The sequence below is a fragment of the Streptomyces sp. NPDC051684 genome (assembly GCF_044453445.1).
Classification (GTDB): domain Bacteria; phylum Actinomycetota; class Actinomycetes; order Streptomycetales; family Streptomycetaceae; genus Streptomyces.
This window is the reverse complement of sequence record NZ_JBITCS010000006.1, coordinates 160,851-178,758: the sequence shown is the minus strand read 5'-3', so window position 1 is coordinate 178,758 and position 17,908 is coordinate 160,851. Positions and strand designations below refer to the sequence as shown.

Here is a 17,908-nt window from a genome sequence, read left to right as displayed (position 1 = left end):
CCGGTCCCGGGTGGCGTGCCTGCCTCAGCGCGCCGCCCGGGAGCACCCCCCGTCGTCGTAGGTCCGGTACAGCGGCAGCTTCTTGTCGTGACGGGTCTCGGGGAACTCCACGACCGGGACCGGCTTGCACGCCGACCAGCGGTCGTTGGTGTCCTGGCCGGCGAATCCGTATGTACCGGTCGCCCCTTGGAGCATGCCGGAGCTGTTGACAGTGGACTGGGACAGCGTCGTGTACAGCTCCTGCCTCGTGGGCAGTTGCTCGGAGTCCTGGCCCTTGTTCAGGTCGGCGAAGGTCCGCTTCATCGCCTCGGTGAGCAGCCGGAGGCCGTCGTAATACGAGGCCGCGTAGCCGTCGGCCAGGGGCTTTTCGCCCAGGGTGTGCTTGTTCCTGACCTCGTTGAAGCGGTCGAGGAAGTCGTCGACGCCTGCGGGGCGGTCCGCGGAGCCCGGCTTCTCCCAGCGCGGGTCGAAGGAGGCGGCGTCGACGATCGTGGCGTTCGCCTTGCGCAGGTCGCGCTTGACCTCCGGCCGGGTGAGGGTGGGTTCGAGACCGATGCCGGTCTTCAGGATGCGCAGGGGCTTGCCGTGGGTGCAGCTGCCCTCGTCGGAGAGGGCGTCGATGAAGCCCGGGAGGTCCTGGTCGCGGCCGGCGAAGAAGACCGTGTCCGTGCCCTGGTTGCAGATCTTGCCGACGGCGTCGAAGAAGATGCCCGGCTCGCCCTCGTCGCTTCCGGAGGAACCGGTGAACAGGGACGGGCTCGCGGTGAGGTCGTAGTCCTTGCCGAAGCGGGCCTTGAGGGTCCTCATCAGGTCCCTCGAATACACGTCGCCGGTGTGCCGGTCGAGCAGCAGCAGCCCGTTCTTCTTGCCCTGTGGGTAGGTGTCGAGGTAGTGCCGCAGGGCGTTCGCGAACTCCTTGTCGTCCGGCGAGGTCTTGAAGAAATAGTCGAAGTTCATCGACGAGGCGTTGATCACCGGGCCCACCGTGGGGAGCTTGCGGGCGGTCAGTTCGGCGAGGGCCTCGCGGGTGGACGTCTGGCTGCTGGGGATGCCGGTGACGCCGACGAGCGGGTGGTCCTTGTCGTCGGCCAGCGTGTCCAGCTTCGCGATGACCGGCTTCCACTGGTCGAGCTGTTGGCCGATCGGCGCGAGCATCAACTGGACCTGCGGGCCGCCCGCACCGTCGTTCGCCTCCTCCAGCGCGGCGAGGGAGCCCGCGAGTGCGCGGCGGATCATGTCGCTCGTCATGGCGCTTCTGTCGCCCGAGGTGAAGGCCGTCATCAGAGCGACCCGGACGTAGGGGGTGCCGCTCTCGGACGCGACCCGGTCGTTCTCCTTCGCGATGGCGTCGAGGAGCGAGCCAATGTCGTCGTCCGCCTCGAAGGACTTCGTGGTGACGCCGATGCACTCGCCGTCGATCTCGCTCAGCCCGTTGTCGCACCTTCGCAGCAGCTTCGAGCCGCCGTAGATCCCGCCCGCCACGAGCGCGAGCACGATCAGCACCGCGACGCACCAGTCCAGCGGCCCCCACTCCCTGATCCTGCTGCCGAACATCAGCCTCCCTCCACGGAGTTGGTGCTTGCGGGAACGGGCAGTTCCTGCCTCTTGCGGGCGGCCGTCGGCCAGTCGCGGGCCGCCTGGCCGAGGGCCGCGTACCAGTTGGGGTGGCGGCGGGCGAGGAAGCCCAGCTCCTCCCCCACCGCCCGGCACATCCGGTCGGCGTCCGGGTCGAGGGCGGCGTCGGCGTAGGGCTCGGAGAGGTACCACAGGGCGTGCAGCAGACGGTTGATGCTGCGGCCCGAGGGGTCGAGGCGCGCGTAGCGGGCGGCGTGCTCGCCGTCGGCGATCTCGACGCGCTGGTCGCTCCAGGTCTCGCCGGTGGGCGGCACGGGCGCGCTCGCGCACCGCTTGAGGCACAGCAGCCAGTGCTCGATGCTCTGTTCCGCCTCCTCCGCCTTGAACTCGTCGGCGAGCATCTCGACGACCGCTTGCGGGTCTCCGGCGGCAAGGCTGTGGCGCAGGGCGTCGGCCTCCTCGGTCTCGGCGCGCTGGACGTGGTGGAGATGGAGGAAGGCGTGCACGGAGCGCCAGCTGTGCGGCTCGTCGCCCTGCGGCATGGTGCGCCGCGCCTCGTGGACCAGGAGCGTGCGCAGCAGTCCGCTGGTGACCAGCGGGCTCTCGGCGTTCGGGAGTTCCTGCCACTTGCGCTCGACGAGGTACTGGGCGGCGGCCGTGGCGGGCAGCTGCTCGGGGCCGACCAGGCCGAGGTCCTGGGCGAGCGCCTCGGCCGCCTTGGAGTCCCTGGCGAGGCAGAGCTTGATGAGGCGGTCGCGCTGTCTGCGGTCGGGCAGCAGGTCCCGCAGCAGCACCTCGGTGACGGCGCGGCCGCCCTCGACGCGCAGGTCGAGCAGGTCGCGCGGGACGACGGTGCGGTTCTGCCTGGCGGTCTCGACGGCGGCGTCGGCGAGGACGGTGCTGGCCGAGGGGTGGCCGCCGGTGAGCGCGTGCAGCGCGGAGGCGAGGTGCGGGTGGAGCAGCCGCGAGGACGCCCGGTCGAGCATGGACAGGATGTCGTCCCTGGTCAGCTGGGTGAGAGGGAGGACGAGGAGCCCTTCGGACGGTTCGTGCCCCGTCCGCTTCCACAGGGTGGCGGCGTGTCCGGGGCGTCTGACGCCGCCGGGCGGCAGCAGGTCGACGAGTTCGCGCCGCACGGCGTGCGGCGCGTCCTCTCGGGGCAGGTCGCCGAGCCGGGTGGCGACGACCACGATCCGGTCGTCGTACTTGCGGCCGCCCAGGGCCCGCTGCTCCAGGAGGAGTTCGAGGAAGCGGGAGCCCGCCGGGGTGTGCGCCTCGTCGAGCAGGATCAGCGGCCAGGGCTCGCGGTTGAGCCTGCGCACCAGGCCGTGCGCGTGGGCCGTCTCCTCCAGGAAGGCGGCGGTCAGGGCCTGTTCCGCCGCGTGCAGATAGTCGCCGCCGCGGTGGAAGCGGCGGGACAGCAGCCACAGCGGGTCCTCCTCCGCGATGGTGCCGTCGGGCGTGGTGTGCCGCTGCCGGAACCAGGCTCGGGCGGGCGCGAGGGGCATCCTCGCGGCGAGCTGGCGCAGTACGGCGGCGGTGACGGGCTGGGTCCCGTCCGGGTCGTCGGGGTCGCCGTCGCGGGCGGCGGCCTCGCTGAGCGAGGTCTCGACCTGGGTGGCCCAGTCGCGGGCGACCTCGCGCTCGGTGCCCCGTGCGAGGCCGCTCGCGATGAGCATCCGGGCGTGCCTGCGGCACACCTCGTCGCGCTCGTCGGTCTGCCCCAGGTGCCAGCCCGACACGGCGAACAGGGCGGGCATCAGCGTGCGGAAGGTGCCGTACGTGGGGGTGAGCGCGCACACGAGGCGCTCCAGGATCTCGGCGGGCGACGAGGCGGGGTCCGGCGGCACGCTGCCCTCGGGGACCTCCTCGGCGAGGCCGGCGGCGACCGGCGAGCCCGGCACGACGGCGCGCACGTGGGCGAGCGGGAGGCGGCCCCGGTAGCCGCGGGCGAGGGCGTCGAGGAGGGCGCTGCGTCCGGTGCCGTGCTCGCCGGTGAGCAGCACCACGGGCACGTCGGACCCGAATTCCCGCTTGGTGCGGGCGCGTTCGTGGAACGCCAGCCCGGTGAGTGCGGGGACGAGCGATCCCACCAGGGGTTCACGCCCGTACAGAAAGGGCGCCTTGGGCCTGGCCATCTTCGGCTGTCCTGCTTCCCTAGGGATCGTCAACTACTGCGTGAACCCTAGAACTTACCGGTGGCGTCGATCTCTTGCCAGATGGTCCGCAAGGCCGCGGGCCCCTTCACGGTTGCGGATAAATCTCCAGTTCGGCGCCCTCGGGGAGCTCTTCAACGCCCTGTACGGCGCCGCCCGGGTAGGCGATCCGGACCCGGCGCAGCGACGTGATTCCCTTGAGCGGGGCGAGGTCGATGTCGCCGCCCTGCGTCACATGCAGCTCCTCAAGGCCTTGCAGACGGCGGGACATGCGCCGCAGTTGCAGCGGGGTGCCCTGCTGCGCGTACACGAACAGCTTGGTCAGTTGCGGGATCTGGCTGGCCGGGTTGAACAGGAGCGTGCTGAGCTGCTCGGCCGACAGGCAGAGGGTGCGCAGCGCGGGCAGTCGGCCGAGCAGTCCGCCCCAGCCGTCGGGGAGCAGCCGGCTGCTCGCGTCCTGAAGGTGCAGTTCCTCCAGGGCCACGCATCGGGTGATCTCACTGAGTTCGGAGGTGCCGGGCGGCAGCGACAGCGTCCTGAGCCGGCCGGGCCTGGGCAGTTCACCGACGCCGCGCCAGGGGACGCCCGCGCCGATGTGCAGGGCTTCGAGCCGCGCGCACTGGTCGAGCTGCTCCAGCGGCTCGAACTGCGGCACGTTCTCCAGGGTGAGGCTGCGCAACTGGGGCAGACCCGTGAGCGGTTCGGGGTCCTTGACGTTGCGGCAGCCCTGGAGGGTGAGGCTCTCCAGGTGCTGGAAGTCGTGCAGCAGGGCGAGGTCGTCGATGCCCAGCGTGCCGCGCAGCCGCAGCTCGCGCAGGTGCTCCGGGGACAGCGCGGCGCGGACGGCGGCGGGGTCGAAGTCGCCGTGGATGCCGACGCGTTCGCAGCCGGGCAGCCGGGACAGGGCGTCGAGTTCGGCGCGCGAGCGGACGGTGACGGGTTCGCCGGGCGCCGCTTCGAGGAGCGGGGCGATGATCTCGCGGGCGTACGTCTCGGTGTCGAAGCGGTCCCAGTGGCCGAGGAGCTGGGCGCGCACCGTGGACTGCGAGGTGGTGAGGAACTCGCGGAGCCGCGGGATGGCCGCGTCGCCGCCGATCTGGCAGATGGCGTGCGCGGTCGCCAGCTCGGCGTCCCCGTCCAGCTCGTCGGCCCTCGGGAGCAGCCCGAGAAGCAGCGGCCCGGTGCGGGCGAGGACGCGGGCCTGGCGCAGGCTGCGCGGCGGGAGCATGCTCGCGGCCTCGGCCTCGATGGTCTGGCGCACGACGGGTTCGAGCCGGGTGGCCTGTTCGAGGGAGGCGAGCGCCAGGAGGCGGATCCTGGCCTGGACTGTGACGTCCTTCTCGCGCTTTCCGCGGTCGCTGAGGCGCATCAGCAGGTCGGCCCGCCCGTTGTGATCGGCTTGCGCGACGGCCATCTGCACCACGTCCTCCCACTGGTCCATGTGAGCGTGTTTGACCAGCATGCCGAAGTCACGGTCCTCAAGAACAGCCTTGGCACCCAGGTAGTCCTGAAACGTACGATGAATGAAGTCCACGGCGCCCGGTGCGGGCTCGCGGAGCAGGCCCGAACGCTCCAGCAGGTACTCAAGGGCGTGTTCGGGCCCGCCGAGCCGCTCCAGGCTCGGCACCTGCGGCTGGAGTCGGCGCAGCTCATGGATGGCGTCGTCGCGTTCCATCTGCGTGTCGTCGTTGCGGATCAGCCGGTACGCGAGCCGTTTGAGCGGCTCGGTCGCGGACTCCTCGTCGAGCCGGGGCCGGTCGTCGCCCCGCGGGTACAGGTCCCGCTCCACATCGCGCCGCTCCAGGAGCATGGACAGGGCCGCCCGGTAGAGGGAGGCCCGTCCGTTCGGCAGAAAGCCGCGGCGTTCGCGGTGCAGGGCGCAGATGAGGCTGCACATCAGGGGGTTGGTGGCGAGGCGGCTCAATTCGGGGTTGGAGCGCAGGGATTCGACGAGCTCCTCGGCGAGTCGTTTGCGCTCGCCCGCCCGTTCCTGTGCGCGCGCTCCTTCGTGAGCGAACGCCGCGACGTGCCACCGGGCGATGAAGCGGCGCAGGTCGGCCTGGCCGAGCGGGTTGAGGCTCAGCTCGTAGAAGCCTTCGCTGCGCAGCCAGCCCGGTTCGAGCGCGGAGGGCCGGGTGGTGCACAGCCAGAGGTTGCCGGGGAAGTCGCGCACGAGGTCGCTCAGCCACTGGCGGGCGCGCCGCCGGTCCGCCTTGGGGATCTCGTCGAGCCCGTCGACGAGCAGCACCCCGCGGCCGTTGCGCAGGACGCGGACGGCCCAGCCGTCGGGTTCGCTGCCGCTGAGGCCGCAGCGCATCCACTCCAGGAACTGCCCCGGCATGGGCAGTTCGGCCCCCTGCCTCGCGAGCGTGCGCAGCGGCAGCACGAACGGGACCCGCCCGATCAGCTGCGGCAGCGCGACGGGCACAGCCTCCTGGCGGGCGGTGGTCAGGGCGAGCCACTGCACGAGCGTCGTCTTGCCGGTCCCCGCGAGGCCGTGCAGGACGATCTTGCCGCGCCCGGCGAGCGCGCTCTCGACGCTCTCCTCGGGCACGGTCTCGTAGTCGCCGTCCTCCTCCTCGGCCGCCGCCAGCGGTACGGCGGTGGGGCTCAAGTAGGCGTCGTCGAGCGGCCATTCGGGGCCCGCGGGGTCACGCAGGTCGACGCCGTAGATGGTGAGACGGCCGTGCCGCCCGACGACGTACTCGGCGTACGCCTCTTCGAACTCGATGTCGGCGGCCTGGTTGTCCTGGCCGGTGATGATCCGCTCCAAGCGGTCCAACTGCTCCTTCTGTTCGCGGAGTTGGCGCGAGTTCGACAGCTGGGCGCGGGCCTCGAAGCCGGGCCGCTCGGTGAAGAACCGCACGAGGTGCACGCAGGCGGTGACCAGCAGCGCGTCGTGGAAGCGGGCCGCGTCCGCGGTGAGCAGCCCCTTGATGTCCCGTTCGGCCGCGCTGGACAGCGTGGCGGCCAGCTCCTCGGGCCCGAGCAGCACCAGGTCGACGTCGTTCATGTCGAGTTGGCCGAGCGCGAAGAGCGTACGGGTCAGCGCCTGGCCCACCGCGTCGTGCTCGTCGTCGGGCAGCCGGGCCTCGCCCGGCGGCGCGGCCCGCACCGCGCGGCGCACCAGCTCCCTGGACAGCCGGTGCATGTCGTCGCGGCTGAGGGCGGGGTGATCGCCCACGAAGGACAGCAACGACCGTACGCGGATGGGCTTTTCACCGGGGAACTCGGCGCCCGCCACCTTCTGGGGCGGCAGCACGAACCGCTTCAGCAACGGCACCGCCACCGAGGACGCGAGCTTCAGCCCCATTGCGCCCAGTTCCACCGCTCACCCCCGTCGCCCACGTGTCCTCCACCATACGTGTACGCGCCCCGGCCGACAGCTGCCCGAACTCGCACCACACCACCTTGCCGGGGTCCCGCTCCCCCACACCCCACGCGTCCGCGAGCGCCGCCACGAGGATCAGCCCGCGGCCGCCCTCGTCCGGCCGCACCACACGCGGCACGCCGTTGCCGCTGTCGTGCACCTCGACACGGAGCGTGTCCTCATCCGGCAGCAGACACAGCAAGTAGCCGCGGCCGGGCGGGACGCCGTGCAGCAGGGCGTTCGTGGCGAGCTCGCTGACGCACAGCACGATGTCGTACGCGCGGGCCTGGGGCACCCGCCAGTCGGTGAGCGCGGCGCGGGTGAACTCCCGGGCGGCGGGGACGGATGGGCGTTCGCGGCGGAAGAAGCGCTCGCGGGGTTCCTGATTCACGAGTGGAATGTTGCGGAGAGTGATGGAATGGCGACAGTGAATCGACCCCGACAGATTTTTTGTCGGGGTTCGAGTGGGGTCAAGAAGGAACGGGGGCGGGGAGATTGCCCGTCATGAGCCCTGCGCAACATCCGCCGAAGAATCCCTCGGCGATGAGGCTGGTCGCCGACCTCGTCGCCCTCTTCCGGAAGGCCGCCGGTTACACCCAGGCGGCGCTCGCGGAGCGGCTGATAGTGGCCGAGTCGACGATCGCGGCGATCGAGCAGGCCCGCCGCCCACTCGTCCCGAAACTGGCGGCATCCCTGGACCAACTCCTGGACACCAAGGGCGCGTTGGCGACGGCCGTCGCGGCGATGCCGGAGGTGGACCAGTTTCCGTTGTGGGCGGAGTCGTACATCCAGCATGAGCGGGAGGCCATCGCGCTGTCGTGGTACGACGCGCTCGTCGTGCCCGGCATCCTCCAGACCGCCGAGTACGCCCGTACGTTGCTGGGACAGCGGGTACCCGCGTACAGCGAGGACGAGGTCGAGGCGAAGACGGCGGCGCGTGTGGACCGGCAGGCGATCCTGCACCGCAAGGTGCCGCCGACGATGAGCTTCGTGGTCTGGGAACCGGCGCTGAAGATGGCTATCGCCGAACCGCTCGTGCGGGCGGCGCAGTTGAGGTTCCTGCGCGAGTGCGCGGACCTGCCCGGCCTGTCGTTCCAGGTGCTGCCGCTGGACGCGCAGGAGAACGCGGGCGACGCGGGGCCGTTCATCCTCCTTGAGACCCCGGAGCACCAGCATCTCGCCTACACAGAGTCGCAGCGTGGCAGTCAGTGGGTCTCCGACGCCGACGAGGTGTCCATCCTGGCGTGCAAGTATGCGATGCTGCGATCCCAGGCCCTCACGCCCAAAGCCACCATGGGCCTGCTGGATCGCCTGCTAGGAGAGCCATGACCACCGCACTTCACTGGTTCAAGTCGAGCTACAGCAGCAGCGAAGGCGGCGCCTGCGTCGAGGTCGCCACGGAACCCACCGCCATCCACGTCCGCGACTCCAAGAACGCCGACGGCGGCCCGCACTTCACCGTCACGCCCGAGGCGTGGACCGCGTTTCTCGCCGGCGCGTGAACGGCGAAGGGCCGCGACCCCACCGGGGGTCGCGGCCCAACTGCCTTACCGGATCGCCTACTCGCTGATCAGGCTGCGCAGCACGTACTGCAGGATGCCGCCGTTGCGGTAGTAGTCCGCCTCACCGGGGGTGTCGATGCGGACGACCGCGTCGAACTCCACGCCGGAGTCGGTCGTGACCTTCACCGTGGACGGGGTCGTGCCGTTGTTGAGCTCGGTGACGCCGGAGATCGAGAAGGTCTCCTCGCCGTTCAGGCCCAGCGTGTCGGCGTTCTGGCCCTCCGGGAACTGGAGCGGCAGGACGCCCATGCCGATGAGGTTCGAGCGGTGGATGCGCTCGTACGACTCGGTGATGACGGCCTTGACGCCGAGGAGCGCGGTGCCCTTGGCGGCCCAGTCGCGGGACGAACCGGAGCCGTACTCCTTGCCGCCCAGGATGACGAGGGGCGTGCCCTGCGCCTGGTAGTTCTGCGAGGCGTCGTAGATGAACGACACCGGCGCGTCGGCCTGGGTGAAGTCGCGGGTGTAGCCGCCCTCGGTGCCCGGCGCGATCTGGTTGCGCAGGCGGATGTTGGCGAACGTGCCACGGATCATGATCTCGTGGTTGCCGCGACGCGAGCCGTACGAGTTGAAGTCACGACGCTCGACGCCGTGCTCCGACAGGTACTTGCCGGCCGGGGTGTCGGCCTTGATCGCACCGGCCGGGGAGATGTGGTCGGTGGTGACCGAGTCGCCCAGCTTGGCGAGCACGCGGGCGCCGGAGATGTCCTCGACCGGGGCCGGCTCCATGCCCATGCCCTCGAAGTACGGGGGCTTGCGGACGTAGGTCGACTCGTCGTCCCACTCGAAGGTGTTGCCGGTGGGGACCGAGAGGGCCTGCCACTGGGCGTCACCCGCGAAGACGTCCTCGTAGGACTTCGAGAACATGTCCTCGCCGATGGAGTTGGCGACGACGTCGTTGACCTCGGACTCCGACGGCCAGATGTCGGCCAGGTAGACGGGCTTGCCGTCCTGGTCGACGCCGAGGGCGTCCTTGGTGATGTTGACCTTCATCGAACCGGCGATGGCGTACGCGACGACCAGCGGCGGGGACGCCAGGTAGTTCATCTTGACGTCGGGGTTGATGCGGCCCTCGAAGTTCCGGTTGCCGGAGAGGACCGACGTGACCGCGAGGTCGTGGTCGTTGACGGCCTTCGAGACCTCGTCGGGCAGCGGGCCCGAGTTGCCGATGCAGGTGGTGCAGCCGTAGCCGACGAGGTTGAAGCCGACCTTGTCGAGGTACGGGGTGAGACCCGACTTGTCGAAGTAGTCGGTGACGACCTTCGAGCCCGGCGCGAGGGTGGTCTTGACCCACGGCTTGCGGGTCAGGCCCTTCTCGACGGCCTTCTTCGCGACGAGGGCCGCGGCCACCATCACGTAGGGGTTCGAGGTGTTGGTGCAGGACGTGATCGCGGCGACGGTGACGGCGCCGTGGTCGATCTCGTACGTCGAGCCGTCGGGGGCGGTCACGGTGACCGGGTTCGACGGGACGCCGTTCGTGGCGGCCGGGGCGTCGGACGCGGGGAAGGACTCCTTGCCCGCCTCCTCGTCGTCCGCCACGTAGTTGCGCACGTCCGTCTTGAACTGCTCGGCGGCGTTCGCCAGGACGATGCGGTCCTGCGGGCGCTTCGGACCGGCGATCGACGGGACGACCGTGGAGAGGTCGAGCTCCAGCTTCTCGGAGAAGTCGGGCTCGGCGGCCGGGTCGAGCCAGAGGCCCTGCTCCTTGGCGTACGCCTCGACGAGCGCGACCTGCTGGGCGTCACGGCCGGTCAGACGCAGGTAGTTCAGCGTCTCGTCGTCGATCGGGAAGATCGCGGCGGTGGAGCCGAACTCCGGCGACATGTTGCCGATGGTGGCGCGGTTCGCGAGCGACGTGGCGGCGACACCCTCGCCGTAGAACTCGACGAACTTGCCGACGACGCCGTGCTTGCGCAGCATCTCGGTGATCGTGAGCACGAGGTCCGTGGCGGTCGTGCCGGCCGGCAGCTCGCCGGTCAGCTTGAAGCCGACGACGCGCGGGATCAGCATGGAGACCGGCTGGCCGAGCATCGCGGCCTCGGCCTCGATGCCGCCGACGCCCCAGCCCAGGACGCCCAGGCCGTTGACCATCGTGGTGTGCGAGTCCGTGCCGACCAGGGTGTCGGGGTAGGCCTGGCCGTTGCGGACCATGACCGTACGGGCCAGCTTCTCGATGTTGACCTGGTGCACGATGCCGGTGCCCGGGGGGACGACCTTGAAGTCGTCGAACGCGGTCTGGCCCCAGCGCAGGAACTGGTAGCGCTCCTTGTTGCGGCCGTACTCCAGGTCCACGTTCTGCTTGAACGCGTCCGAGGTGCCGAACTTGTCGGCGATGACGGAGTGGTCGATGACCATCTCGGCCGGGGACAGCGGGTTGATCTTCGCCGGGTCGCCGCCGAGGGCCTTCACGGCCTCACGCATGGTCGCGAGGTCCACGACACACGGGACACCGGTGAAGTCCTGCATGATCACGCGGGCCGGCGTGAACTGGATCTCCTGCGCGGGCTGCGCCTGGGAGTCCCAGCCGCCGAGCGCGCGGATGTGGTCGGCGGTGATGTTCGCGCCGTCCTCGGTACGGAGCAGGTTCTCCAGAAGGACCTTGAGGCTGTAGGGAAGGCGGGCCGAGCCCTCGACCTTGTCCAGCCTGAAGATCTCGTACGACTCGTCGCCCACGCGCAGCGTGCTGCGGGCGTCGAAGCTGTTCGCCGACACGACAGTCTCCTTCATATATGTGCGCGTTCCACCGCATCCTGCCGTCACGTCGGCTCGACGATCAGCTAAGGTAAGGCTAAGTTAGGTAGCCCTTACCTGCCGACCGTCGATGCCGTGCGGCCGCGGCACGCCTCGGCAGATATCTCGATGTCGAGATAACTCTAATACATCGTCCGTCGGCGACATCAAGCGGTGTCGCCGAGCTCACTGCTGGGCGCGTACCCACCCTGCGCCATGTGGTGCCACGCGCCGGTCCCCTCATCGTCGTACGGGGGGGCCGGGATGCACCAGCGCTGCCGCCGGCGCGGGCCTGATCGCGGCGGTCGCGGGTACGCGGAGCGCATGCCGATGACATTCCGCAAGAGCTTCCGCATCCTGCCCGGGGTCCGGCTCAACATCAATCGCCGATCCTGGTCCGTCACGACGGGCGGCCGGCACGGGCCGCGCCGCACCCACAGCAGCACCGGCCGCCGCACGACCTCGATGGACCCGCCGGGCCCCTTCGGCTGGCGCCGCACGCGCACGGCCAAGCGCCGCTGACACCCCCACGGGGCCCGTCACTCCGACGGGCCCCTCGACATGCGGCATCTCATATCTGAGATAACCTGCCGCCATGGCAGACGACTACCTCGAACGCATCGGCAAGCTCATCCGCGACGCCCGGCAGCACCGGGGCTGGACGCAGTCGCAGCTTGCGGAGGCGCTCGGCACCAGCCAGAGCGCGGTCAACCGCATCGAGCGCGGCAACCAAAACATCAGCCTTGAGATGATCGCTCGAATTGGCGAAGCCCTCGACAGTGAAATCGTCTCGCTCGGGTACGCAGGACCGATGCATCTGCGCGTGGTCGGCGGACGCCGGCTGTCGGGTTCCATCGAAGTGAAGACCAGCAAGAACGCGTGTGTGGCCCTGCTGTGCGCCTCGCTGCTCAACAAGGGCCGCACCGTGCTCCGCCGCGTCGCCCGCATCGAAGAGGTCTACCGCCTTCTGGAGGTACTCGGCTCGATCGGCGTACGCGCCCGCTGGATCAACGACGGCGCGGATCTGGAGATCGTGCCGCCCGCCGAGCTCGACATGAACGCCATCGACGCGGACGCGGCGCGCCGCACCCGGTCGATCATCATGTTCCTCGGCCCGCTGCTGCACCGCATGGACCACTTCAAGCTGCCCTACGCGGGCGGCTGCGACCTCGGCACCCGCACCATCGAGCCGCACATGATCGCGCTGCGCCGCTTCGGCCTCGACATCACGGCGACCGAGGGCCTGTACCACGCGGAGGTGCAGCCGGACATCGCGCCGGACCGCCCCATCGTGCTGACCGAGCGCGGCGACACCGTGACGGAGAACGCGCTGCTCGCGGCCGCCCGCGCCCCCGGCACCACGATCATCCGCAACGCCTCCTCCAACTACATGGTCCAGGACCTGTGCTTCTTCCTGGAGGCGCTCGGCGTCCGGGTCGAGGGCGTCGGCACGACCACGCTCACGGTGCACGGTGTACCGCACATCGACGTCGACGTGGACTACTCGCCGTCCGAGGACCCGGTCGAGGCGATGAGCCTGCTGACCGCGGCCGTCGTCACGCAGTCCGAGCTGACGGTCAAGCGCGTGCCGGTCGAGTTCCTGGAGATCGAGCTGGCGGTCCTGGAGGAGATGGGGCTCGACCACGACCGCTCGGCGGAGTACCCGGCCGACAACGGACGCACGCGGCTGATCGACCTCACGGTCCGCCCGTCGAAGCTCGAAGCGCCCATCGACAAGATCCACCCGATGCCGTTCCCGGGCCTGAACATCGACAACGTGCCGTTCTTCGCGGCCATCGCGGCGTCGGCCCAGGGCAAGACCCTGATCCACGACTGGGTCTACGACAACCGGGCGATCTACCTCACCGACCTGAACCGGCTGGGCGGGCGCCTCCAGCTCCTCGACCCGCACCGCGTGCTCGTCGAGGGCCCGACCCGCTGGCGGCACGCCGAGATGATGTGCCCGCCGGCCCTGCGCCCCGCCGTGGTCGTGCTGCTCGCGATGATGGCGGCCGAGGGCACGTCGGTGCTGCGCAACGTCTACGTGATCAACCGCGGCTACGAGGACCTGGCGGAGCGGCTCAACTCCGTCGGCGCGCAGATCGAGACGTTCCGGGACATCTGATCCGGCGCAATGTCGTGCCCCTTGGAGGCAAGGGGCACGACACCTCAACATGCCAGCTGACCTGCGAGTACTCACCTTCACAACCCTCCATTGATCACTGTTGTTCTTCAGCGCCTTGTGCAACGCACGTGCAAGATGATCTTGAATGGTTGACGGTGCGTCAGATATGTCCGAGTACCCGTATGGTGCGCTCTCATCCGTACGAGGTGGTGCACGATCACGGCCCTGGCAAGATTTCCGTGAAGTGGGGCTGTGCCACCGTGCGCCGGTGACGTTCCGTCACGGGTAGCGGGATCCTCGGTGAGTGTGATGACCTCGTGCGAGTGGTGTCACCGCACCTGAATGGGGTGCGGGTGGAACGGGTGTGGTCGGTGGGTGGTGTGGTCCGTATCGCGGCCCGGACCCGCGAGTTGATGGTGGCGTGTCCGGATTGCGGCCGCGTGTCGGCACGGGTGCACAGCCGGTATGCCCGCACGCTGGCTGATGTCGCTGTCGGCGGTCGCCCGGTGCTGATCGGCCTGTCGGTGCGGCGGTTGTTCTGCGACAGCTCGGACTGCGGGCGGCGGACGTTCGCCGAGCAAATCGAGGGACTGACGGTGCGCTACCAGCGGCGCAGTCCGCTGCTGCAGCATCTGATGGAGATGGCTGGGTTGTTACTCGCGGGCCGTGGCGGGGCCCGGCTCCTGAGCATCGTGAAGGCGCCGTTGTCACGCACGAGTGTGCTGTTCCATGTGAGAGCGCGCACGGCGGGTTAGATCAACTGCCACTGAGACTTGAGCGGTCGTCACTGCCTGATCCATCGCGGGGCACGGTGGGGCGGGCCACAACAGCCTGCCGGGGCTGGGGCCGGGGCGGATTACTTGCGCCAGAAGAGGTGGTGGGTGACCCCGCTGGGGCTGGGAACGACGTCGAGGTGGAACCGGTCGACCAGTTCCTGCGGGGAGTCCCACAGGCGTACGCCGGTTTCGAGCTTCACCGGAGATACCGCCACATGGAGGGTGTCGACGAGGTCGGCGTCGAGGAACTGGCGGATCGTGGTGGCCCCGCCACCGAGACGGACGTCCTTGCCCTTCGCGGCGGCTCGGGCCCGCTCAAGAACGGCGGCCGGGTCATCGTCGACGAAGTGGAAGGTGGTGTCGCCGAGGGTGAAGGCAGGGCGCCGGTGGTGCGTCATGACGAACACGGGGGTGCGGAAAGGCGGTTCTTCTCCCCACCAGCCGCGCCACTCGTGGCTGTGCCACGGGCCGCGCTGGGGGCCGAACTTGTTGCGGCCCATGATCTCGGCACCGATGTTGCGGGCGTAGTCCCGTGTCAGGTAGTCGTCCAGACCGCGGCTGCCGCCGGGGTCGGTGCGCATGGGCCAGCTCGCCGTGGCCCCGGCCCATGCGAACAGTCGCTCCGGCGCCACATGACCGAACGGCCTTTCCAGGGTCTGGTCCTCGCCGGCACTGATCCCGTCGATGGAGACGTTGAAGTTGTGGACTCTCAGTAGCTGTTGCACGTGTTCCTCCCAAGACGGCGACAATGGGGTCGAGCGTCATCGTGAGGTCGGAGCCGATCGACGGATCTTGACTCCCGGCGGCAGGAATTATCTGATCTGCCGAATCCGTGGCCGGCATGTCAAGAACGGCCACTCCGCGACGACCATCCGGTGAGAGGGCCCGTCGGGCACCGCCGCCGTGGGGAGTGTGAACATGAAGTTTCTGCTGATCATGCATGTCGATGCCGCCATCATGGAGGGGCTGAGCGACGACGAGCGCCGGGAGATCATGGAAGGGCACGGCGCCTTCATGCAGACCATCCGCGAGTCCGGCGAGATGGTCAGCACCGAGGCGTTGGCCGACCCCTCCCAGAGCGCGGTGGTGCGCGTCCGCGACGATGTCCCGGTCGTCACCGACGGCCCGTACATCGAGGCCAAGGAGTTCCTCGGCGGGTACTACCTGGTCGACGTCGCGAGCCGGGACCGTGCACTCGAACTGGCCGCGTTGATCCCGGACGCCAGGGTCAACGGGCTGGGCATCGAAGTCCGCCAGGTGATCTTCTCGGGCGGCCCGACCGCGTGAGCGCCGACCGCACCACCGTCGAGGGCCTCCTGCGCGCGCTCGCACCTCAGGCCCTCGGCGCGCTGGTGCGCCGCTACGGGCGGTTCGACCTGATCGAGGACGCCGTGCAGGAGGCGCTCGCCGACGCGGCGACACGCTGGCCGGCCGACGGCATCCCGGACCACCCGCACGGCTGGCTGACCACCGTTGCCGCCCGCCGCCTGGTCGACCAGGTCCGCAGCGAACAGGCCCGGCGCCGCCGCGAGGAAACAGTGGCCGCCCTGGAGCCGGAACAGACATGCCCCGAACCCGGCGACGACACACCGGGCAACCGGGACGACACGCTGACCCTTCTGTTCCTGTGCTGCCACCCGGCGCTCACGCCGGCCTCGCAGGTCGCGCTGACGCTGCGAGCCGTCGGCGGCCTGACCACTGCCGAGATCGCCCGCGCCTACTTCGTACCGGAGCCGACCATGGCGGCGCGGATCAGCCGCGCCAAGCAACGGATCAAAGCCGCCGGCAGCGAGTTCACCCTGCCGGTCGGACAGGATCGCGCCGCCCGGCTGCGCGTTGTCCTGCACGTGCTGTACGTGATCTTCAACGAGGGCTACACGGCCAGCTCCGGCGACCGGCTACGGCGCGACGACCTGGCGGCCGAGGCGATCAGACTGACCCGCATCCTGCACCGACTGCTGCCGGACGACGGCGCGATATCCGGCCTGCTGGCCCTGATGCTGCTCACCGACGCCCGCCGGGACGCCCGCACCGGCCCGGACGGCGAACTGATCCCGCTGGCCGAACAGGACCGCTCCCGCTGGGACCACGGTCGCATCGCCGAGGGCACCGCACTGGTCACCGACGCCATGACCCGCTCGGCACTGGGCCCCTACCAGTTGCAGGCCGCCATCGCCGCGCTGCACAACGAGGCCCCGAGCACCAGCGAAACCGACTGGCGTCAGATCAACACCCTGTACAAGATCCTGGAGCGGCTCTCCCCGAATCCGATGGCCACCCTGAACCGGGCGGTGGCGGTCGCGATGATCGACGGCCCACAAGCCGGCCTGCGCCTGCTGGACCAACTGGCCAAGGACGACCGGCTCACCGAGCACCACCGGCTGCACGCTGTGCGCGCGCACCTACTGGAAATGGCCGGCGACCTCACGGGAGCCGGGAAGTATTACGCGTGTGCCGCCCGTGGAACGCCCAGTCTGGCCGAACGCCGCTTCCTGAGAACTCGCGCAGCCGGCATGCCGCCAGGTTGCACGTCCGGCTGACTCCCGCTGTGGACCGACCGATCGGACAGGTGCGCTCGAAATCACAACGACGAGACACGGCGGATTCTCGGCCTGTAGCGGCGGTCACGGTCTCAGCACTACCTTCCCCAGGTTGTTCCGCGTCTCGATCGCCTTGTGTACCTCTGCCGCGTCCTCGAGCGCGAACTGCGCGTGCACCACTGAGGCTCTGTGCAGGACGCCAAGCCGAAGCGAGGAGGTGGCGGCCGGGCAGATCTGACCCTCGCCTGGGATGACACCGAGAAGATCCGCGCCGAATTGCCGGACCGTTACAAGGCACTCGTCGACTGCGGTCGCGGCCTGGGTCTTCGTCAAGGAGAGATATTCGGCCTGTCTCCAGATGACATCGACTGGGCGCACCCCGACGGCCCGATGGTGCACGTGCAACGGCAAGTGGTCCACGACGGCTCGTTCCTGGCATACGCCCTCCCCAAGGGTGGAAGCGACGAGGATCCGAAGGACCGGTGGGTCGAGCTGACCGACGACGTGGCCATCCCCCTGCGCGAGCACATGGAGAAGTACCCGCCGGTCGAGGTGACCCGACCGTGGGGCAGCAAAGGCGGCGACCCGGTCACGGTGCGGCTGATCTTCTACACCCGGGGGAAGACCGCCATTCAGTCGAATTGGTTCAACTCCTACCGCTGGAAGCCCGCCCTGGCGTCGGCCGGCCTCATCAAGCCCCTTGAGCCCGACGCGAAGGGACGACGCTGGGAGAAGTCCCGCGACGTGATGATGCACGCGCTCCGACACCTGTACGCGTCGATGATGATCAACGGCGGGGTAGACGTGTACACGCTCGCGGACCGCCTCGGACACGCCGATCCCGCGTTCACCCTGCGTAAATACGTGCACCGGGTCGTGGGAGCCGGTTCCAAGGTCCGCATCGCGGTCCGGAGCGCCTACACCAGGGCCGTGTGACTCCTGCTCCGCTCGGCTTGTGCAACAACCGTGCAAGATGATCTTCGAGAGGGAACATTCATACAGGTCAGAAGCATTGTGTATGAGTTCCGGGACATCTGACCGCCCGCTTCGCACACTCGCCCGCCTACTGGTGGG

At 69.6% G+C, this 17,908-nt stretch carries 14 protein-coding genes and 1 pseudogene; 8 read left to right on the top strand and 7 right to left on the bottom strand.

All coding sequences use genetic code 11. From position 1 onward, the window contains the following. Positions 1–24 precede the first annotated feature (24 nt). The 4 genes and pseudogenes from ACIA8D_RS09885 to ACIA8D_RS09870 form a co-directional block, all read right to left on the bottom strand. The gene (locus tag ACIA8D_RS09885) at positions 25–1,554 is read right to left on the bottom strand and encodes an ABC transporter substrate-binding protein (RefSeq protein WP_399230448.1); all 1,530 of its coding nucleotides are present in this window, start codon (positions 1,552–1,554) and stop codon (positions 25–27) included. Beyond that, positions 1,554–3,713, bottom strand: coding sequence for an ATP-binding protein (locus ACIA8D_RS09880; RefSeq protein ID WP_399230446.1), 2,160 nt, complete (start codon positions 3,711–3,713; stop codon positions 1,554–1,556). The genes ACIA8D_RS09885 and ACIA8D_RS09880 overlap by 1 nt, the downstream gene beginning before the upstream one ends. 106 nt (positions 3,714–3,819) lie before the next feature. Further along, positions 3,820–7,044: an NACHT domain-containing protein gene (locus ACIA8D_RS09875; RefSeq protein ID WP_399230445.1), complete on the bottom strand. Its 3,225-nt coding sequence runs from the start codon at positions 7,042–7,044 to the stop codon at positions 3,820–3,822. Between the two features lie 73 nt (positions 7,045–7,117). After that, positions 7,118–7,516, bottom strand: a pseudogene (locus tag ACIA8D_RS09870) (ATP-binding protein); the annotation flags it as partial. An 89-nt stretch (positions 7,517–7,605) separates the two neighbouring features. Between ACIA8D_RS09870 and ACIA8D_RS09865 the strand changes: the two are divergent. Together ACIA8D_RS09865 and ACIA8D_RS09860 are read left to right on the top strand one after the other, a co-directional pair. Then, entirely contained in the window at positions 7,606–8,430 is an 825-nt protein-coding gene (locus ACIA8D_RS09865) for a Scr1 family TA system antitoxin-like transcriptional regulator (protein ID WP_399230443.1), read from the top strand. Then, entirely contained in the window at positions 8,427–8,603 is a 177-nt protein-coding gene (locus tag ACIA8D_RS09860; RefSeq protein WP_399230441.1) for a DUF397 domain-containing protein, read from the top strand. Before ACIA8D_RS09865 ends, ACIA8D_RS09860 begins: the two co-directional genes overlap by 4 nt. 57 nt (positions 8,604–8,660) lie before the next feature. Here the strand turns inward: ACIA8D_RS09860 and acnA are convergent, their stop codons facing one another. Next, positions 8,661–11,375 (bottom strand): aconitate hydratase AcnA, encoded by a 2,715-nt coding sequence (gene acnA / locus ACIA8D_RS09855; protein WP_399230439.1) that lies wholly within the window; start codon positions 11,373–11,375, stop codon positions 8,661–8,663. Positions 11,376–11,717: 342 nt separating this feature from the next. On the opposite strand from acnA, the gene ACIA8D_RS09850 reads away from it, so the two are divergent. The 3 genes from ACIA8D_RS09850 (at position 11,718) to ACIA8D_RS09840 (ending at position 14,273) form a co-directional block, all read left to right on the top strand. Continuing rightward, a complete protein-coding gene (locus ACIA8D_RS09850) occupies positions 11,718–11,915 on the top strand; it encodes a DUF4236 domain-containing protein (protein WP_399230437.1) in 198 nt (65 codons plus the stop codon). 73 nt (positions 11,916–11,988) lie between these two features. Further along, on the top strand, positions 11,989–13,518 hold the full coding sequence (locus ACIA8D_RS09845; RefSeq protein ID WP_399230435.1) for a helix-turn-helix domain-containing protein: 1,530 nt from the start codon (positions 11,989–11,991) through the stop codon (positions 13,516–13,518). 326 nt (positions 13,519–13,844) lie between these two features. Next, positions 13,845–14,273 (top strand): transposase family protein, encoded by a 429-nt coding sequence (locus ACIA8D_RS09840; protein WP_399230433.1) that lies wholly within the window; start codon positions 13,845–13,847, stop codon positions 14,271–14,273. A 101-nt stretch (positions 14,274–14,374) separates the two neighbouring features. On the opposite strand, the gene ACIA8D_RS09835 is transcribed toward ACIA8D_RS09840, so the two are convergent. After that, entirely contained in the window at positions 14,375–15,019 is a 645-nt protein-coding gene (locus ACIA8D_RS09835) for a dihydrofolate reductase family protein (protein WP_399230432.1), read from the bottom strand. 193 nt (positions 15,020–15,212) lie between these two features. Here ACIA8D_RS09835 and ACIA8D_RS09830 point away from each other — a divergent pair, with 193 nt between their 5' ends. Then, complete coding sequence (locus ACIA8D_RS09830; RefSeq protein WP_399230430.1) at positions 15,213–15,581, top strand: YciI family protein; 369 nt, start codon at positions 15,213–15,215, stop codon at positions 15,579–15,581. After that, on the top strand, positions 15,578–16,834 hold the full coding sequence (locus ACIA8D_RS09825; protein ID WP_399230428.1) for an RNA polymerase sigma factor: 1,257 nt from the start codon (positions 15,578–15,580) through the stop codon (positions 16,832–16,834). Before ACIA8D_RS09830 ends, ACIA8D_RS09825 begins: the two co-directional genes overlap by 4 nt. Positions 16,835–16,918: 84 nt before the next feature. Here ACIA8D_RS09825 and ACIA8D_RS09820 read toward each other — a convergent pair whose 3' ends face one another. After that, positions 16,919–17,167, bottom strand: coding sequence for a hypothetical protein (locus ACIA8D_RS09820; protein ID WP_399230426.1), 249 nt, complete (start codon positions 17,165–17,167; stop codon positions 16,919–16,921). Positions 17,168–17,233: 66 nt separating this feature from the next. On the opposite strand from ACIA8D_RS09820, the gene ACIA8D_RS09815 reads away from it, so the two are divergent. Then, on the top strand, positions 17,234–17,770 hold the full coding sequence (locus ACIA8D_RS09815; protein ID WP_399230424.1) for a tyrosine-type recombinase/integrase: 537 nt from the start codon (positions 17,234–17,236) through the stop codon (positions 17,768–17,770). Positions 17,771–17,908 lie beyond the last annotated feature (138 nt).

Excerpts from the sequence above, each read along its gene's own strand:
- ACIA8D_RS09875 (WP_399230445.1), bottom strand. The coding sequence starts at position 7,044 with ATGGGGCTGAAGCTCGCGTCCTCGGTGGCGGTGCCGTTGCTGAAGCGG.
- ACIA8D_RS09830 (WP_399230430.1), top strand. The coding sequence starts at position 15,213 with ATGAAGTTTCTGCTGATCATGCATGTCGATGCCGCCATCATGGAGGGG.
- ACIA8D_RS09885 (WP_399230448.1), bottom strand. The coding sequence starts at position 1,554 with ATGTTCGGCAGCAGGATCAGGGAGTGGGGGCCGCTGGACTGGTGCGTC.
- ACIA8D_RS09845 (WP_399230435.1), top strand. The coding sequence starts at position 11,989 with ATGGCAGACGACTACCTCGAACGCATCGGCAAGCTCATCCGCGACGCC.
- ACIA8D_RS09850 (WP_399230437.1), top strand. The coding sequence starts at position 11,718 with ATGCCGATGACATTCCGCAAGAGCTTCCGCATCCTGCCCGGGGTCCGG.
- ACIA8D_RS09865 (WP_399230443.1), top strand. The coding sequence starts at position 7,606 with ATGAGCCCTGCGCAACATCCGCCGAAGAATCCCTCGGCGATGAGGCTG.
- ACIA8D_RS09860 (WP_399230441.1), top strand. The coding sequence starts at position 8,427 with ATGACCACCGCACTTCACTGGTTCAAGTCGAGCTACAGCAGCAGCGAA.
- ACIA8D_RS09880 (WP_399230446.1), bottom strand. The coding sequence starts at position 3,713 with ATGGCCAGGCCCAAGGCGCCCTTTCTGTACGGGCGTGAACCCCTGGTG.